The 18,291-nt window shown below is 38.9% G+C and carries 21 protein-coding genes; 18 read left to right on the top strand and 3 right to left on the bottom strand.

The window, feature by feature from the left end:
• Window positions 1–37: 37 nt before the first annotated feature.
• Complete coding sequence (locus MHH33_RS15885) at window positions 38–892, bottom strand: VOC family protein (protein WP_342542308.1); 855 nt, start codon at window positions 890–892, stop codon at window positions 38–40.
• 168 nt (window positions 893–1,060) lie between these two features.
• Here MHH33_RS15885 and MHH33_RS15880 point away from each other — a divergent pair, with 168 nt between their 5' ends.
• The 11 genes from MHH33_RS15880 to MHH33_RS15830 all read left to right on the top strand — a co-directional run bounded on the left by MHH33_RS15880 (window position 1,061) and on the right by MHH33_RS15830 (window position 11,129).
• On the top strand, window positions 1,061–2,584 hold the full coding sequence (locus MHH33_RS15880) for a spore germination protein (RefSeq protein WP_342542307.1): 1,524 nt from the start codon (window positions 1,061–1,063) through the stop codon (window positions 2,582–2,584).
• Between the two features lie 14 nt (window positions 2,585–2,598).
• A complete protein-coding gene (locus MHH33_RS15875) occupies window positions 2,599–3,684 on the top strand; it encodes a GerAB/ArcD/ProY family transporter (protein ID WP_016428494.1) in 1,086 nt (361 codons plus the stop codon).
• A complete protein-coding gene (locus MHH33_RS15870; protein WP_016428493.1) occupies window positions 3,681–4,784 on the top strand; it encodes a Ger(x)C family spore germination protein in 1,104 nt (367 codons plus the stop codon). Before MHH33_RS15875 ends, MHH33_RS15870 begins: the two co-directional genes overlap by 4 nt.
• A 120-nt stretch (window positions 4,785–4,904) precedes the next feature.
• A complete protein-coding gene (locus MHH33_RS15865) occupies window positions 4,905–5,315 on the top strand; it encodes a MarR family transcriptional regulator (protein ID WP_342542306.1) in 411 nt (136 codons plus the stop codon).
• Window positions 5,308–6,474: an MFS transporter gene (locus MHH33_RS15860; protein ID WP_342542305.1), complete on the top strand. Its 1,167-nt coding sequence runs from the start codon at window positions 5,308–5,310 to the stop codon at window positions 6,472–6,474. Before MHH33_RS15865 ends, MHH33_RS15860 begins: the two co-directional genes overlap by 8 nt.
• A 177-nt stretch (window positions 6,475–6,651) precedes the next feature.
• Window positions 6,652–7,266, top strand: coding sequence for a PH domain-containing protein (locus MHH33_RS15855; RefSeq protein WP_342542304.1), 615 nt, complete (start codon window positions 6,652–6,654; stop codon window positions 7,264–7,266).
• Window positions 7,267–7,387: 121 nt separating this feature from the next.
• A complete protein-coding gene (locus MHH33_RS15850) occupies window positions 7,388–8,062 on the top strand; it encodes an SOS response-associated peptidase (protein ID WP_342542303.1) in 675 nt (224 codons plus the stop codon).
• Window positions 8,063–8,081: 19 nt separating this feature from the next.
• The gene (locus tag MHH33_RS15845; RefSeq protein WP_342542302.1) at window positions 8,082–8,822 is read left to right on the top strand and encodes an ABC transporter ATP-binding protein; all 741 of its coding nucleotides are present in this window, start codon (window positions 8,082–8,084) and stop codon (window positions 8,820–8,822) included.
• Window positions 8,800–9,822: an ABC transporter permease gene (locus tag MHH33_RS15840; protein ID WP_342542301.1), complete on the top strand. Its 1,023-nt coding sequence runs from the start codon at window positions 8,800–8,802 to the stop codon at window positions 9,820–9,822. The genes MHH33_RS15845 and MHH33_RS15840 overlap by 23 nt, the downstream gene beginning before the upstream one ends.
• Window positions 9,823–9,833: 11 nt before the next feature.
• Window positions 9,834–10,346, top strand: a complete 513-nt coding sequence (locus MHH33_RS15835; protein ID WP_342542300.1) for a GNAT family N-acetyltransferase — start codon at window positions 9,834–9,836, stop codon at window positions 10,344–10,346.
• A gap of 249 nt (window positions 10,347–10,595) precedes the next feature.
• Window positions 10,596–11,129 carry an N-acetyltransferase gene (locus tag MHH33_RS15830; RefSeq protein ID WP_342542299.1) on the top strand — a complete coding sequence of 178 codons (534 nt, stop codon included), beginning with the start codon at window positions 10,596–10,598 and terminating at the stop codon, window positions 11,127–11,129.
• On the opposite strand, the gene MHH33_RS15825 is transcribed toward MHH33_RS15830, so the two are convergent.
• Window positions 11,122–11,760 (bottom strand): phosphatase PAP2 family protein, encoded by a 639-nt coding sequence (locus MHH33_RS15825; protein ID WP_342542298.1) that lies wholly within the window; start codon window positions 11,758–11,760, stop codon window positions 11,122–11,124. The two genes, MHH33_RS15830 and MHH33_RS15825, sit on opposite strands and share 8 nt — an antisense overlap.
• Before the next feature lie 104 nt (window positions 11,761–11,864).
• Between MHH33_RS15825 and MHH33_RS15820 the strand changes: the two genes are divergently transcribed.
• Window positions 11,865–12,371: a hypothetical protein gene (locus MHH33_RS15820; RefSeq protein ID WP_342542297.1), complete on the top strand. Its 507-nt coding sequence runs from the start codon at window positions 11,865–11,867 to the stop codon at window positions 12,369–12,371.
• A gap of 55 nt (window positions 12,372–12,426) precedes the next feature.
• Here MHH33_RS15820 and MHH33_RS15815 read toward each other — a convergent pair whose 3' ends face one another.
• Window positions 12,427–13,455, bottom strand: a complete 1,029-nt coding sequence (locus MHH33_RS15815) for an ion channel (RefSeq protein ID WP_342542296.1) — start codon at window positions 13,453–13,455, stop codon at window positions 12,427–12,429.
• A gap of 152 nt (window positions 13,456–13,607) precedes the next feature.
• Between MHH33_RS15815 and MHH33_RS15810 the strand changes: the two genes are divergently transcribed.
• The 6 genes from MHH33_RS15810 (at window position 13,608) to MHH33_RS15785 (ending at window position 18,032) form a co-directional block, all read left to right on the top strand.
• Window positions 13,608–14,057: a YaiI/YqxD family protein gene (locus MHH33_RS15810; protein ID WP_016428481.1), complete on the top strand. Its 450-nt coding sequence runs from the start codon at window positions 13,608–13,610 to the stop codon at window positions 14,055–14,057.
• 85 nt (window positions 14,058–14,142) lie between these two features.
• Complete coding sequence (locus MHH33_RS15805; protein ID WP_016428480.1) at window positions 14,143–14,298, top strand: YpzG family protein; 156 nt, start codon at window positions 14,143–14,145, stop codon at window positions 14,296–14,298.
• Window positions 14,299–14,545: 247 nt separating this feature from the next.
• The gene (locus MHH33_RS15800) at window positions 14,546–15,352 is read left to right on the top strand and encodes an ABC transporter permease (RefSeq protein ID WP_016428479.1); all 807 of its coding nucleotides are present in this window, start codon (window positions 14,546–14,548) and stop codon (window positions 15,350–15,352) included.
• Window positions 15,353–15,356: 4 nt separating this feature from the next.
• Window positions 15,357–16,136 (top strand): ABC transporter ATP-binding protein, encoded by a 780-nt coding sequence (locus tag MHH33_RS15795; protein WP_016428478.1) that lies wholly within the window; start codon window positions 15,357–15,359, stop codon window positions 16,134–16,136.
• A gap of 15 nt (window positions 16,137–16,151) precedes the next feature.
• Window positions 16,152–17,222 carry an ABC transporter substrate-binding protein gene (locus MHH33_RS15790; protein WP_016428477.1) on the top strand — a complete coding sequence of 357 codons (1,071 nt, stop codon included), beginning with the start codon at window positions 16,152–16,154 and terminating at the stop codon, window positions 17,220–17,222.
• A 114-nt stretch (window positions 17,223–17,336) separates the two neighbouring features.
• Window positions 17,337–18,032 (top strand): TerC family protein, encoded by a 696-nt coding sequence (locus MHH33_RS15785; protein WP_342542295.1) that lies wholly within the window; start codon window positions 17,337–17,339, stop codon window positions 18,030–18,032.
• Window positions 18,033–18,291 lie beyond the last annotated feature (259 nt).

Below are 18,291 nucleotides of genomic sequence, written 5' to 3'. Positions count from 1 at the left end.
GTATCGTATCGACTTGTTTCTCTATTTGGGACTTTAATTATGCGATAAACAATTGAACTTCAATACCGGATGGATCTATCACACTTACATAATCACTTTGAACTGAAACGGTTGCACCGATTTCTTTTAATTGTGCAACAACTTTTTGTCTTGCTTCTTCACTTGGATAAACGATTGAAAAACTTTTCATTCCAAGTGTTTGTTCCGTGCGTTTAATCGAACTAGGGTTTCCCCATGTATTAAGAGCAATATGATGATGGTAGCCGTTTGAAGATATGAACAATGCTTGTGTTCCATAACGATTCACAACATCGAATCCTAATCCTTTTACATAAAACGTTTCTGCTTCATCGAGATCTGCGACACGGAGGTGAACGTGACCCATAACGGTTCCTTCAGGCATGCCATTGAATGGTGTCTGCTCTGCACTTGCCACAAGACTCTGAATATCAAGTGGATCGATGGTCATTTCAACCATGTCACGTTGCCATTTCCACACATCAGGGCTACGGTCGTAATAGAGCTCAATGCCGTTTCCATCTATATCATTCAAGTAAAGCGCTTCGCTCACCATGTGATCGGACGCTCCGCTAAACGGATAACCGGTGCTGCGAATATGATTGAAAACGATTCCTAGTTCTTTCTTGGAAGGCAGTAGCAAGGCCATATGGTACAGTCCTGCAGCGTTTGTGGGGTGGTTGCTGACTTCTATAGGTTGTTCAATTGTTAAGATAGCATCTTGTCCGTTAGTAGTAAAACTGACAATTGATTTTGTTTGAACCAAAATACGAAGTCCCAATATGTTTTCGTAAAAAATAGTAGAGCGAGATAAGTCCGCTACTTGTAATTGGACATGCTTTGTATAAGTGGTTGGATGTTGATGGAATGTCATAATCATTCTCCTTTTCGGTTACATTTTAAAAGCTAGTTACTTTATGTAAGTTAGTTTACGGGAATTTGCTGTGTATGTCAACACTTACGTTGTTTCGAATAAACTTTCCTTCAGTAGTCAAGACTTACATCAAATAGAAATGCCTCCAATGTAAAGGGAAGTGATCGGATGAAAATATGGAAACGTGCACGGCAAGTGGTTGTAGAGAGCAAAAACAAGTTATCATCTCAACCTCAACCTCAACCTCAATCACAATCACAATCACCAACACCAACACCAACACAACCTGAATTGAAACCTGTTTCCCTAGCATCTATTAAAGACGAGCTCAAAGATATTGATGATGCAGTTTTCAAAGATTATCAAACAAAAGAAGGTCTTGTTACAGTTGTCTATTTGAGCACGCTGATTGATCCGTTGATTTTACATAAAGCCATCATCCTGCCGCTAGTTAATGATCAGGGAGAAGTCTTGAAGTCTTTTGATGCAATGGAAGGTTGGAATAAGCAAAAGATACTTATGTCCATTGTCAATGGCAATACGGTTATCTATCATCATGACAAACTACAATATTTAAAAGCTCAAACATTCAGTCCTCCAGTACGAGCCATTTCCAGCTCGGAAATGGAGTCCAGCGTAATTGGACCACAAGATGCATTTACAGAATCCTTGAACACAAACTTATCTTTAATAAAAAGAAGAATTCAGCAAACGGGATTGAAAAGTAAAGAATATACAATCGGGACGGAAACGAATACAAAAATATCGGTTATGTATATTGAACATCTTGTGAATGATGAAAACCTTCAGCGAATTCAGGACCGCATCGAAAAGCTGGATTACACGGGTTTTCTGGATATCACCATGCTTAAACAATTGGTAGAAGACAATCCCTTTTCCCCATTTCCCCAATATGGTGCAACGTCCAGACCGGATGTTGCTGTCGGCTCACTACTTGATGGGCGAATTGTTATTGCAATGGAAAATAGTCAAACTGTAATGGTTTGTCCTTCATCATTTATCGAAATGTTCAATTCATCTGAAGACTTTTATAACCGGTGGACCACAGCTACTCTTTTGCGTATATTACGATTCACAGGATTCTTTATTACCATTATGCTTACACCTATGTATATCTCGGCTCTTTCCTATCATCCAGGCATTCTTCCATTTGAACTATTAATCATGATCCAGGAATCTAGAAGCAGAGTGCCATTTCCTCCTGTGATTGAAGTGTTGTTCATTGAATTGGTAATTGAGATTCTGAGAGAAGCCGGATCGCGGATGCCTACAAAAATTGGTCAAACAATTGGTATTGTAGGCGGTATCGTTATAGGGACGGCAGCAGTTGAAGCAGGACTTGTCAGTAATACACTCATTGTGCTTGTAGCGGTTTCCGCTTTATTGTCATTCCTGATGCCAAATTTCCTCATGAGCAATGCCAGTCGATTTGTTCGATACATTTTCATTTTGGCAGCAGGATTATTTGGTTTGCTTGGTCAAATGCTGGCTCTTGCCTGGTTATTCAACCACTTACTGAATTTAACATCACTCGGCACACCATATATGACGCCAGTGATACCGCGCTCATGGTCTGACCTGAGAGACAGCATTGTTCGTTTTCCATTGGCGTTTCTCCAAAAGAGAACAGGCATGTCTAGAGCTAAGAAAGTGAATAAGCCTACAAAATAGAAGGGTGATTGAATGTGGATGTAACTAAAAAGAAGGTGTTGAATGGGTACCACGTAGTTTTCCTAGTGCAAAATATCATGGTAGGCATGGGTTTGTTGTCCCTGAATAACTCTTTGAGTCCCGTTGGCTATGGTCAATGGTGGTTGCCTGTTCTTTTTGGACTAGTTGCAAATGCAACACTCATCCCCATAATTTGGTTGGCCTTGCAGTACAAAGATGATGACTTGTTTGACATTCATGAAAAATTGTTCGGAAAATGGATTGGGAAGACATTAAATAGTTTGTTGATTTTGTATGCCACTGTGCTTTTTGCTGCGGTCATTCAAAATTACCTGGATCTCATCCAAAGCACTGCTTTGCCCGGGCGGTTGATGACAGGACATTTAATTTTGTTCATCTTGTTGACAGTGTTCATCATTAAAGGGGGCATCAAGTCACTTGCCAGGTTTTGTATACTGACGTTCTTTTTAACGGGATGGATGATCTATTTTTTGCGATGGGGCATTGCAGAGGGAGAAATCCGCCATCTATTGCCTCTTTTTAATTTCACGGCATCGGAATTCTGGGATGCAACCAAAAAAGGCTACAACACATTGGTAGGGTATGAATTGATCATGTTTTATTTTCCTTATATACGTAAACCAGAAAAAGCTTTCAAACATGCTTCCATTGGCATTTGGCTGACGACCTCTTTTTATTTGGCGGTCACCATTGTAGGCGTTATGTATTTTTCGGAATGGCAGCTTGAACATGTGCTCTTTCCTGTACTTAAACTGTTCCAGGCTGTGGACTTAGCGTTTGTCGAGCGAATCGATACGTTTGGTATTACCATTTGGGTATTTTTAATCTTAACGACGGCTGGCGCTTATTTATGGACAGCAAAGAAAGGGATGGACTCTGTCCGCAATAAAAACAGTCAATATCATATTTATGTCATGGCTGTGATGACGTATATCATAATCAATCTCCCGATTTCACAGCTGATGAGGAAAGCATTATATGAAAAAATATTCTATGTGAGTTACGGCCTAATATTATGGCCCATCCTGTTATGCCTGTTGCATTTGGTCAGAAGGAAGAAGAAAGAGGCGAAGAAATGAAAAATTACCTGATGCTATTTGTGGTTTCTCTCCTTCTCTTGCTGAGTGGCTGTTCTACTGAGCAAGGTTCTCAACCCTCCCTGGAGAGATTGGGGATGATCAGTGTCATAGCTTTCGATTATATTGATGAGGATAAAATGAAAATAACCGTTATCATGCCCCAGCCTGCCACAGAAGCCATGAAGCATACACAAGCAATTACAGTAGAAACAGACATGCTCCATAAAGGGCTGGTTGAAATCGCATCCAAAGCAGATAAAGCCGTTACTTTGGAACAACTTCGTGTCGCCTTATTCAGTGAAGAATTTGCTGAAAAAGGTCAAATGAAAGAAATGGTAGAGTTTTTATATAAGGATACGGAAGTGCGATCGAACACTTTTGTGGCTGTAGTTAAAGATTCGGCCGAAGAATTATTGAGGAAAGATTATCCCGATAAACAGAATACAAGTGTCTATCTCAACAATTTATTCCAACCAAGACAATATACGTACTTTAGTCCGTTCACAACGATTCATGACTTTGTCTATGACGAAACGAATCCACTGCTGGATTCAATTGCCCCTTATGTCGAATATAAAGAAGGCATCATCCATATTAAAGGAATTGCTGTATTTGCTGATGGAGAGATGGTAACCATGTTTACACAACAAGAAGGGAAGGCCATACAAATACTGCGTGGACAGAAGAAGCTCTCTGTACTTACCACCACTCTCGATAATGATGAAAAAGAGAAAGTTGCTTTGGAATTTATTAAATCGAAAGCTAAAATTAAGACCAATCAAAACTTTAATTCACCGAAGGTCTTTATTACCATGGAATTTGAAGGGAATTTAAGTGAATACGAAGGCGGGAAAAATCTGGCGAACGATCATGAATTGGCAAATCTCGAAAAAGAGGTAAGTAAAAGTATTGAGAAAGATGTGCGAATTCTGTTGGAAAAATGTCGGCAATTATCGATTGAGCCTACTGGGTTGTTTGAGACTATGCGTATGCGTTATAAGGGAGATTGGCCCAGTGATTTGACCCAACAATTAATGGCCAAAGCTGAATTTGAAATTAAAGCCGAAACAACAATTCTGAGTGCTGGTGCATTGAAATAAATGAAGCCATTAAAGCTGAAACCTGCGAACTGCAGGTTTTTTCTTTACTCTTTTTATTTAAAATTATATACTAGAATAGTAAATTATTTACCTAGGTAAATAATAAGAAAAGAGATGACGATGAAGAATTTAGTGTTTCACGAAATGCATCAGAAAGCACGATTGTCAAATAAGGAAGTAAACGAAGCGTTAAAAGATTTTGGATTATATAGCGCACAGTGGTCCATTCTGTTTTGCCTGAAGCGATTCGGTATCATGACACAGACCGAAATTTGGCAGTATTTAAATGTCGAAGCTCCAACTGTAACGAGAACTTTGGTGAAGTTGGAACAACGGAACTTCATCATCCGTAAGGAAGGCAAAGACAAAAGGGAGAGAATTGTCGAGTTGACAGAAGAAGCGATGTATTTGATTCCAAAAATTGAAGGGAAAATTGCGGAAGTTGAAGGTAGATTGTTGCAGTCATTGTCAGACGATGAAGTAAATGAACTGACCCGACTGTTAAAGAAATTAGGTAAGGATTATGAATAAGCAATCAAATAAATCATCCATATGGACAAAAAGTTTCATCAACATTGCCGTCAGTAACTTTTTCATATTTGTAGTGTTTTATGCATTGTTAACGTTAATGCCCATGTATGCTCTTGATCTGCCAGGAGGAACCGTTTCCAAAGCAGGGCTTGTCACGACCATCTTCCTGTTATCTGTCATTCTCGTCCGGCCTTTTTCTGGTCTGATCCTCGAGAAGTTCGGTAGAAAACGCATGTTGGGATTAAGTATGCTTGCATTTGCAGTTTCTACATTTTCCTATGTATTGACGGAAGACATCAAGTTGCTACTTATTTTACGATTTATTCATGGCGTTTCATTCAGCATAGCCACAACAGTGACGTTGTCGATTGCAGCGGATATTGTTCCTCCCGAACGAAGAGGAGAAGGACTTGGCTACTTTGGCATGTCGATGAACTTGGCAGTTGTCGTTGGCCCGTTTATTGCCTTGACCCTTCAACCGCTTATTTCGTATCATTCCATATTTTTGATATTTGGTGTGATTATGATTATTGGTTGGCTTTGTGGGGTTTTTGTTAAAGATACCCTTCAAGCAATTCAGCCTAGTGCTAAGCGTAAACTGAGTTGGTCTGATCTATTTGAACGTAAGGCACTTGCAATTTCGTCTGTAGGGATATTCGTTTCGTTTGCATATGCGAGTATCATGTCATTCATCTCGTTATATGCACAGTCAATCGGGTTAATTGAAACAGCCAGTTACTTCTTTCTAGTCTTTGCAGCAGCAATGCTCATTTCACGACCTATCACAGGAAGACTGTTTGATACAATGGGACCGAATATCATCATCATTCCCTCGATCCTGATTTTTGCAGCAGGCTTGTTTGTCCTCAGTTTGGCTTCGTCTGCCTGGATGTTACTACTGGCAGGCGCGTTGATCGGTTTGGGTTACGGTACGTTATTGCCGAGTTTCCAAACGCTTGCCATTCAGGCATCGCCGAACAGAAGAAGTGCTTATGCAACTGCCACATTCTTTACACTTTTTGATACAGGCATTGCAGTAGGGTCCTTTGTGCTTGGCATTGCCGTAGCGTATATGGGATATGCAAACTTGTATATGGCACTTGGTGGTTTCGTCGTACTGATTGTCTTTTACTATAAGTGGATTATGAAAGAAAAGTAATCCAACACCATTTTCGAATATCCACGAAGTTATCCACATTTTCTTTGGTTCACTCTGTTAAATAATGTTGTTGGTAGGGAAGATAAGGACCAAATTACCTTTGGTCCTTATCTTTGAAACCTTCAGCGAATTAATTCGTATGTATAAGAGAAGTCTAGATTGTCGGGAGGAATACACTTGTTTAAAAAATTAGCAGCAGATGCACTTGGTTTATCTGATATTGGAATTGTCGTACCGAAAGCGGATTTTGATAAAACGGAGTCTGATGATTTTCTTATGCATGAATCGGGTGAAGAAATCTTCTTCCTGATTAAGACAAAAGCAGACGAGTATTGTTTTACAAACAAAGCGCTGATTCATGTGGATGGAGCAAATGCCATCAGCAAGAAACGCACACTCAAACGTTTTGACTATGCATACCATCCGATTACAAATGTTACCTTGGAAACGGCCGGAACAATTGATTTGGACGTGGAAATTAAATTTACCATCGGTAGCATCCCTATGACAGTGGATATCCATAAACGCTTTTTGGCAGAAATTAAAGATTTGTATAAAGTGTTGTTTGCGATTTCTATTGAAGTAAAAGAAAACGAGAAAAAGTACGCCATTGCAGAAAACAGTTTATCTTACGCATCCCAGTCGATGGGGCGTATTGGAAATGATGAAGTAACGCCTGCTCAATCGTTTGAAGAAATCACTCGTTTCGCACATGACTGGATGCAGGAAAATCGCTCCAAATACGCAAAAAAAGACTTTACAGATACATTTGAGTTGTATATCAATCAATAAATCTTTATCAATACAAACCGTCCATCTCTCGGCTGAGAAAGGGCGGTTTTTGTTTTTGTGAATAAAGGAAATCAATTAATTGTAGCGAATTGATTCTAAAAGAAAGGGAGTGGAAGTAAATATGTGTGGACGTTACAGTTTGTTTGCAGAATTTCGAATCATTGAAGAACGTTTTGGTGAAGCCACTTTTGATGAAGAAGATTATGAAGAAAGCTACAATATTGCACCTTCCCAAATGGTCCTTTCCGTGATAAATGATGGTAAGAAAAACCGTTTGGGCTTTTTAAAGTGGGGGCTTGTTCCATCATGGGCAAATGATCCGAAAATCGCTTTTAAAATGATTAATGCCAGAGCGGAAACTGTACATGAAAAACCAAGTTTTCGTGAAGCTTTCAAGAAGAGAAGATGCCTAATTGTCGCAGACTCATTTTATGAATGGAAACGTACGGAAGAACGCAAAATTCCGATGCGTATTAAAATGAAAAACGATGATCTCTTTGCGATGGCAGGATTATGGGAGTCGTGGAAAGACGCAAAAGGCAACCTTGTTCACACATGCACCATTCTTACAACCGAAGCGAATGAATTGATGTCATCCTTTCATGATCGGATGCCAGTCATTCTTAAACAAGAAGATGAACAAAAGTGGTTAAATCCAAATTTGAATCATGTGGATGAGTTGAGACCGTTTTTAATTCCATTGGAAAATGGCTTGCTCGAAGCATATGAAGTGTCCGACAAAGTGAACTCTCCCAAAAATAATGCACCAGAATTGATTGAAAAAGTGACGGGTTAAAAAGGAGATGTGGTAAAGGATGCCGATTTTACATGTTGCCAATGTAAGCAAGTCTTACGGGAAGCATCAAATCCTGTCGAACGTGAATTTTTCTGCGAATACGGGTCAAATCCTTGGCCTTATTGGACCTTCAGGTTCTGGCAAAACAACATTAATAAAACTCATCATGGGAATGGAGGTACCATCAACTGGAACGGTAGAAGTGCTTTCAAAAAAAGTTCCGAATCTGGACCTGCTCCAGAAAATTGGATACATGGCACAATCGGATGCGCTTTATCAAGATTTGACTGGCTTAGAAAATTTGTCATTTTTTGCTTCCATGTTTTTGATGAATAGGAACGAACAAAAAGACCGGATTGCTTATGTGACACGCATTGTTCAACTCGAAAATGCCATTCAGAAGAAAGTTTTAACTTATTCTGGTGGCATGAAACGTCGGCTCTCACTAGCAATCGCACTTATTCAAAACCCTGAGATTTTGATACTTGATGAGCCTACAGTAGGTATTGATCCAGAGTTAAGAAAATCCATTTGGCAGGAACTTGACCGGTTGAAGAATGATGAACAAAAGACGATTGTTGTAACGACTCATGTCATGGATGAAGCTGAGAAGTGTGACGAGCTCACCATGATAAGAGAAGGGAAAGTCATTACAACAGGATCACCACAAGCATTAAAAGAGGCTTATCAAGTCAGTAATTTGGAAGATGTCTTTTTAAAAGCGGGAGGGGTATTAGATGCGCATCAGGGCCCTCGTTAACCGAATTGTATTACAGCTAGCTCGTGATAAACGGACACTGGCTCTCCTGTTTATGGCACCATTACTGATTTTAACGCTTATGCATTTTTTGTTTACTAGCAATGATGTACCTTCCAGGCTAGGTGTAGAAGGTGTATCCAGCGGAATGATAGAGCAATGGAAGAGTAATGAGTTAGAGTTGATCTCTTTTCCAAAGACAAATGATATAAAGAAAACAATCATAGATAATGAATTGGATGGGTACCTTGTTGTTAATGGGGATACAATGACATTGACAGTTGAAAATACAGATCCTTCCCGTTCGAAAATGTTGAGAGCAAAAATTCAACAAGCTTTGTTCGGCAATTTAGCTGGAACGTCAGAAATAGAAACGAAATATGTATATGGAAGTGAAAACACTTCTTTCTTTGACGTATTAAGCCCTATTTTAGTTGGGTTTTTTGTGTTTTTCTTCGTGTTTTTAATTTCGGGAATAGGTCTGCTACGCGAAAGAATGACAGGAACACTCGAACGGTTATTATCTACCCCGATTCAAAGATGGGAAATTGTCTTTGGCTATTTGATAGGGTATGGATTATTTGCCATCATACAAACGATCATCGTCGTTACGTACGCCGTAAATGTTTTGGACATGGTTTTGGTCGGTTCAATTTGGCATGTACTTGTGATAAATGGGTTAATTGCGCTCGTTGCACTAAGTTTGGGGATTCTACTTTCATCATTTGCATCTTCTGAATTCCAAATGATTCAATTTATCCCTCTAGTGATTGTGCCTCAAGTGTTTTTTACGGGAATTATTCCGGTAAATGGAATGCCTGAATGGCTACAAGGTTTATCTAAAGTGATGCCGATTTCGTATGGTGCAGACGCGTTAAAGAGTATAATGTATAAAGGGTATGGTTTAAGTGACGTGAAATTGGACGTATTTGTACTTCTTGGTTTTGCAATTGTATTTATACTGCTTAATATTGTGGCTCTTAAAAAGTACCGTAAAAATTAGAGGTGAATTGCGTGAAAATAGTAGAAACAGAAAGACTCATACTTCGTCATTTAAATGAAGATGATGCGGAGTTTATAGTAGAACTCATGAATGAACCAGACTGGATAAAATATATCGGTGATAGAGGTATTCGCACGGCAGAAGGTGCGAAGGAATACATCGTGGAGGGACCGATGACCATGTATAAAGAGCATGGAATCGGTTTGTACTTAATTGAAATGAAAGAAAATGCAACACCAATCGGGATTTGTGGACTCCTTCATCGTGATTTCTTGAGAGATGTGGATCTTGGATTTGCGGTACTCTCAAAATATTGGGGTAAAGGCTTCGCATACGAAGCAGCAGAAGCTACCTTAACTTATGGTGCAGAAGATTTAGGGTATCGCCGAATTGTTGGATTTACATCACTCGATAATGAAAAATCTGCGAACCTTCTACAAAAGTTGGGAATGAAAGATGAAGGCACGATAAAATACGCGTCTACTTCAGAAGATGTCCGGTTATTTGCAAAAGAATATCAATAATACTGATGGCTTTAATAAACGGTATGGTTGGTTATCATTCATTTGCGCTTGCCGCACTTTCCACGTGAGCCAACATTTAATAAAATCAACCGTGAAACTTAACACAAAAAAGCTTGAAACGAGCCATCACAGCCCGTTTCAAGCTTTTTTAGTTATACTCTTGGAAACAAGATGTTTGAGAAAAAGGGATTGTGGTGTTAGAGGTAGAAGTTAGTACTGAGTGAAGTTTAAAGAAAATAGGTGAATAGAATGCAAATTCGAACTGAAACGAAAAATGACTATAAACATGTATTCAATCTGAATTACACGGCTTTTGGAAATAGAGACGATGAAGCAAAACTTGTGGAACGCATTCGTTTTTCAGATGGCTTCATTCCGGAATTATCGATAGTGGCAGATGATCAAGGTGAAATAGTTGGTCATCTACTATTAAGTAAGGCGAAAATTATCAATGAAAATGGCGAAAAAGAGGTAGTCGTCCTAGCACCTGTTGCTGTTTTGCCAGAATTTCAGAAAAAAGGCATTGGCATCAAATTGATTGAAGAAGGTTTGAAAAGAGCGAAAGACCTGGACTATGGACTAGTCTTACTCATTGGACACCCAGCCTATTATCCGAAGTTTGGTTTTCAACCGGCTAGAGCTCATGGATTGGAATTGACACAATATCAAGTGCCTGATGACGTTTTCATGGTTTGCGAACTGAAAGATAGAGAACTTGAAAACACCGTTGGAGAATTACATTATCCAAAAGCGTTTTTTGGTGCGACATCTCAAATTAATTAAGCTTAACGAGCGCAACATGATAACTCCATATGGCAATTGTTAGCCAACAGCCACCTGCAAAATAGCCGGCTAGAACATCACTTGGATAATGGACGCCTAAATAGATTCGGCTTATCCCAATCATAAGAATCATGAAAGTACTGAAAGATAACAGAAGAAATCGACCGATACGAGATGGAATATGACGCCACAAAATAAATGTTAGGATTCCATATATACATATTGCATTTGTTGCATGTCCGCTTGGAAAACTGTACCCACCAATTTCAATAAGGCGATGTAAATCTGGTCGTTCTCTTTTGAAAAGTAGTTTTATTACGCGAAAAAGATAGTGGGAACCGAGCAGGACGACAATGAATAGAAGGAGTTCTGCCCGAAATTTTAAAAAGAAATAAAAGATAATGAAAATGATAAAAGCAATAATGTTAATGGAAGTTCCTGATCCAATATTTGTGAAAAAAAGCATCATATTCGTCGAGAAGGGAGTTTCGAAAAATTGAATGAAAGTGGCAATGGGGCTGTCAAATTGTTCAATTTGTTTTTGTTCGACCATGAATGCAATTAGGATAAAACCAAGCGCAGTGAAGCAACTTAACAATAAAAATAGCTTATTATTAGGCTTTTTAACCAATGTTTCAACAACTCCATGCTTGTAGTTATATATGGTGGTAATTAATTTACATTACCTCCAAAATTTAGAAGAAACTTGTATACTTTAAAGTAGAGGGAATAAATATGAAAAAATTCTTATTGGCAGGCAGCTTACTAATGTTAGCTGGATGCTCGAATAGCTTAGATACATCACAATTAACTGAATCAAAAGAAAGTGAAGACGGATTCATCAAGTTTTACAGCGCACCTTCAGTGGACGTGGCCATTGATGCTTTACCCTATGAAGTCAACTTGCCCGAGAAATTGCCATTCAAAACTGTGGGATTCAAATCTTTAGGAATTACGGATATCGGTGGAAAGGGTCAAAATCCGGATGCACAATTTATGGCTTCAGATAAGAAAGATAATAACCTACTGCTTTCTACTACAACGGGTAACATAGATTATTCAGATAGCAATCCGGAAGAAATCACTTTGAATAATGGCTATCAAGCTCAATATACCTTACCCAATCAACTTGACGTAATTGTCAAAGATGTTACGTATTCATATACTTTAAATATGTCAGAGCTGAATGAGAATGAATTGAAGGATGAGTTGTTGAAATTAGCGGAACAACTAGCTGAATAAGCAAAGTAGAAAAAGCCATTCTGCGATAGAATGGCTTTACTTGTTTATTTAATTCTCACTGCCCACTTTTCGAAATAATAGATTGATAGGTTGATTCATCACAAATGACCGTAAGAACTGCATCAGATGGAATGTGTTCCTGTAAACGACGATTAATGTCCATTTTCTGACGGTCGGCAATCAATGTTGCGCCATGTACTAATAATGCATGAAATGCGTCCCCATATGTCTTCCATTCAGAGCGTGTCGGGACTTCAAACAAATCCTCGCCCACAGTGCGACTAATCAGTTGTGTCACGATATTGCCAACATTTTGATGTAAAGCAGAGCGAACGGCTAGTAGAGAAATGGTTTCCTGGGACAAAATAAACTCATCCACTTTGACATGTGAGAAGTTGGCGAGTTGTTTTTCCGTCATCACTTCAACTGTCGTATGCACATTTGAAGCAAGACGTTCACAAGTAATAGCAATCGTCAATGTCTTGGCATCTCGCAAAGACGCGACTTGGATGTTTTCATCAGCAAAAATGATGACAGACTTGGCTTTCGTGATATTCGCCTGAACAAATGGTCCTTCTTCAGATGGATCACCTTGTACATAATGGACACGATCCATGGTGACATCTGTAGGAGATGTAGGAAGAGTATCAATTATGACAATTTCCACCGATGGGTCAGATGAAAGAATTTCCTTAAAGGCCATTTCAGTTTTCTTTCCCCACCCGACAATGATGATGTGATGTTCATGTGTATAAGACAACTTACCTTCCTCCTTGCGTCTTCTGAATATGGAAAACGCATCTACTATTTTCCCGATAACAACACCGAGTAATCCAATTCCCAATAAGTACATAATGACTGTAAATAATTTACCTACTCCCGTAACTGGTGAATAATCACCGTAGCCTACAGTAGCAAAGGTGGTCATTACAAAGTAAAATGATGTTAACAATCCTTCAAACGTATCAGGTTCCAACAAGTAAATCGTCACCGTACAAAATACAATAAAGAGTAGTGCTGCAAATAATAAAGTTAAGTTCTTCATGCGGACTAGACTTAATCCAACTTTCAAAAAAAAATGCATGTAACTATCTCCAATCGCCAGAATCTGTAAGCTTAAGTTTACACGTTTTTATTTGCATGTGCTAGATAACGAACATGATTCGGTTGATTAATGGAAAGCTAAGCAAAGGACATTGACGGAAATTTGTTTTGAAGTGGAGGGAAATGTGAAAAATGATCAACATATTAGTTGATGCAGATGGATGTCCAGTAGTAGATAGCACGATTCAAATCGCTAAACGTTATGAAATGCCTGTCACTTTATTCTGCGATACAGCACACAATATGCAACGTGAAGGTGCCAAAACAGTGATGGTATCAAAAGGCATGGATGCTGTGGATTTTGTGCTTGTCAATCGCGTTAAACCTGGAGATATTGTTATTACACAGGATTACGGTTTGGCTGCAATGGTATTAGCCAAACGAGGATTAGTGATGGATCAAAATGGTCGCGAGTATACGAATGAAAATATAGATCAGCTATTGGATAGTCGTCATATTGCCAAGAAAATTCGCCAGGCAGGTGGTCGAATGAAAGGGCCAAAAAAGAGAAGGAAAGAAGATAATGAGAGTTTTGAACGTAGGTTTAATGAATTAATTCTTCAGCAATTAAATAGAAATTAATTTTTCGCAACTCATAGATTAACGAGTATTACGCATACTGAACAAGATTTCTTCTTTTCATTCTTAAAAAAAGAGGTGAAAGGCAATGAGTAAAAAACAACCACTGGATTCAAAATCAGCGGAATTACATCATAACTGGACAAGGCCAAAGAGGACCAAATCACAAGTCAACGGTAACACAGAAGAATCACAATCGACTGAGAGATTAAAAACCAGCGCCAAAATTTACCGAAACGGATAAGTTGAATAAGAAGAAATTGGGACCCGGATTTTTCGGGTCTTTTTTATTTGGAGAAGAGTTTTTAGAATGCAGTTGGCTCAGTCCGTCTTTTTAAGAATGAAGTCTGAAAAATAGTTTGTGACGTGTGAATAAAATGACACCACGTCTGAAATTACATAATCGACGTCTGAAAACGATATGGGACGCTATTTAGTGAGAACACATTTCCTCTTATCTTCATATTATTTGGATGAAGAGGTGGTGGAAAATGAGGGATATAAAAAATCCAATAGAAACGGAACAACAAGAATGGCGAAAGCAGCAAAGACAGAATCGACTGAAGACGTGGCTAACCATTTTTTCTCCAGTATGTCTCTTGCTCATCTGGCAATTTCTATCTCAAACCGGACTGATTGATGCGAGGTTTTTCCCTCCGCCAACTGCAATTGTTACCACGTTTTTCGAATTGCTCACGACTGGTGAATTGTTTCATCACATTAACATATCACTATTCCGAATAGGGTTTGGTTTCTTACTAGGTGTTATTCCTGGAATTATCATCGGTTTGTGTATGGGGTTATACGCGCCAATCCGCCATTTTATTTCTCCAATTATTATGGCATTGATGCCTATTCCCACACTTGCATTATTACCGATTATATTAATCATTTTTGGTATTGGTGAAGTGTCGAAAGTTGTTACCATTGCGGGTAGTGTCTTCTTTCCAGTTGTGATCAATACCGTAGCTGGCGTTATTTCGATAGACTCCATTTATTTGGATGTGGCGAAGAATTATGGAGCAAGCAGTAAGGATTTCTTTTTGAAAATCGCTTTACCTGGTTCGCTTCCCGTCATGCTGGAAGGCATTCAAATGGGGCAGGCAATTGCGTTGCTTACCATTGTTGCAGCAGAAATGATGGGCGCAACTTCAGGAATTGGTTATTTGATTTGGACGTCCTACAGTGCGTTTTTATTAAAAGAGATGTTTGTCGGATTAATCCTGATTTCGTTCTTTGGATATATCTTTTCATTGTTATTACGTGGCTTACAACGAAAATTAGTTCCGTGGAGGTGACGACGTGAGCTCAAAATCCAAAATATCAATCCATGAATTAACGAAAGTATTTTACAAGAAAGAAAATAGTGTCACTGCACTTGAAAATATCTCGCTCGATATTGAAGACGGGGAATTTGTGTGTCTCGTTGGTCCGAGCGGCTGTGGAAAAACAACGTTACTTCGCATTCTGGCGGGTCTTGAAAATCAAAGTTCAGGAGATTTTACCATTGAACCCGGAGATGAAGATCGACCGAGTCAATCGATGGTGTTTCAGGAACGTGGCATACTCCCTTGGCTGACTGTTGAGGAAAATGTAGCGTTCGGACTGACGATGCGGCACTTGCCAAAATCGATTGTAAAAGAACGAACAACGTATTTTTTGAACAAAGTGGGTCTTGGGAAATTCGCCAAAATGTATCCGAAAGAGCTTTCAGGCGGCATGAAACAACGTGTCAGCATCGCTCGGGCGTTTGCTAATGACCCAGAAATCTTATTGATGGATGAACCATTTGGAGCTTTAGACGAACAGAATAAATACATTTTACAAGAAGAATTATTGTCGATTTGGTCGGAAACAAAGAAAACGGTGTTATTCATCACACATAGCATCGACGAAGCATTGTATTTAAGTGATCGTGTATTACTCATGAGTGCGCAGCCAGGCAAAATCGTGGCAGAAATGAAAATAGATCTGCCTCGTCCAAGGAAATTAGAAGACTTTCGCTCGAATCCGGAAATGGCTTCGAAATTTCTGGAAATCTGGCGTCACTTGCAAATAGAAGTACAAGGATCAAGATTGTAATCGAGGAGTGAATAGATGAAAAAGTGGCTAGGCATGTTGGGCGTTTTGATTTTACTTGTTGGGGGTTGCTCTGATAAGGAAGCAGTGAAAGTGAATGACGATGTAAGTAAAGATAATCCTTCTGGTGATTTAGCACCTTTAAGTAAGAAAACGAAAGTAGTCATTGCAGAAGACGGTTCTGCTTCTGGGGCAGGCTTTTATATTGCTAATGAAAAAGGTTATTTTGCTGAATATAATATCGAAGTGGAATTTGCAACATTCGCGAATAGTGACGACATGTTGCCAGCATTGGCATCAGGGGATGTGGATATTGCAGGAGGTATTTCCTCAGCTGCCTTCTTTAATGCGATTGCACAAGGAATCGATGTGAAAATTGTTGCCGATAAAGGCCATAATGAAATAGGGAAGTCCTACTTCACATTTGTAATAGGTGCTGATAAACAGGATGAAATCAAAACATACAGTGATTTAAAAGGAAAACGCATTGCAGTTTCAGGGGAGCATGGAGTTGACGATTATATATACCATCTAATGCTTGACCACGCAGGTCTGTCGAAGGATGACGTCGAGTTTGTTCTTATGCCGGATTTCGGAAACATGATGGCAGCCATCGAAAACGGCTCCATTGATGCAGCTTTGAATATTGAACCTCTAATCACGCAAGGCGTTGCCGAAGGTATTCATGTTCGATTAGGTGATGCAACCGACTTTGCACCGAAAGCTCAAATTGCCATGGTACTAGGTTCACCGAAGTTCATGAATGACGAGCAGGACGTGTCCTTACGTTTCATGGCAGCTTACTTGAAAGGTGTAAGAGATTACAATGATGCCTTCAAAAAAGGCGAAGGCACAGATGAAATCATCGACATCATGACAGAATACACAGCTTTAAAAGATGCAGCTGTCTGGAAAGATGTATTTGTCACTGGACTTGATCCAAATGGCAAAATGTTCACAGATGATATTCGTGATCAGTACGAACTGTATAAGAAGAATGGTGCAATTAGAGGCGAGTTTGATTTTGATGAAGCCATTGATACAGACATTACGGAAAAAGCAGTTAAAATCATTGGCAAATATGAATGATAAATTTCAGTCCATGACGGGTTGCCATACGGCAGCTTTCATGGGCTTTTTATTGGAAAGAAACTTGAAAGATTTTGTTTGAGGAGTATGATGTAATAAGAGTTACAGAACAAAATGAAAGAAGATGAAAAAATGGATGCACATTTCTTTGGCATACTACTTGAAATTATTTTGATTAATATCGTATTAAGTGGCGATAATGCCGTCGTCATTGCGCTAGCAAGCAGAAAATTATCCGAAGACAAACGCAAGAAAGCCATTTTCATTGGAACAGTTGGTGCACTTGGATTGCGTGTAGTGCTAACATTTGCGGCTGTCTATCTTTTGGAAATCCCGTTTGTAGAAATTATTGGTGGATTATTGTTGTTATATATTGCATTTGATTTAATTAAATCTGCTAATGAAGATCCAGATTTGCACTCCTCAGCGTCGCTGTTTGGCGCTATTCGTACGATTATTTTTGCTGACTTAGTCATGAGTCTGGATAATGTACTGGCTATTGCAGGAGCTGCAGAAGGAAATATCGTCTTGATTGTCATTGGACTGGCTATTAGTGTGCCACTGATTATTTTTGGTAGTCAGCTCATTATGAATCTAATGGATAAATACCCGCTCCTTGTGTGGGCAGGTTCGGGCATCATTGCCTATACTGCTGGGAAAATGATGGTTGATGATAAATATGGCCATTTATTTGTAGAACGTACTTGGCCAATTCTTGAATATATCATCCCGATTGCTTTTGTGTTATTAATTGTTGGGTTAGGTACAGTAGTCAAAAAAAGACAGCAAAAAGAAGGTCTTACTAAATAAAAATGAGCTGCTCCTTCGTGATTGAAAAATCACGGGTAGCAGCTCATTTTTTTATTTATATGGAGAGCAGTTATTTTGAAATATATCCTTTTTTAAAAACACATTTAGATGTGTGCATTTTTGACTCCTATATTCACATATTCTTAGTGATGCCAGTGTGTATTTTATTTCTATTTGAAGGCTTCAAAACTTAGGAGTATGGGTAATGAAAAGAGGAACTTTATGATAAACTTAACGTACTATTTTCTTAATTTTCCAA

The organism is Paenisporosarcina sp. FSL H8-0542 (assembly GCF_038632915.1).
Lineage (GTDB): Bacteria > Bacillota > Bacilli > Bacillales_A > Planococcaceae > Paenisporosarcina.
This window is presented reverse-complemented; position numbering and strand designations above follow the sequence as displayed.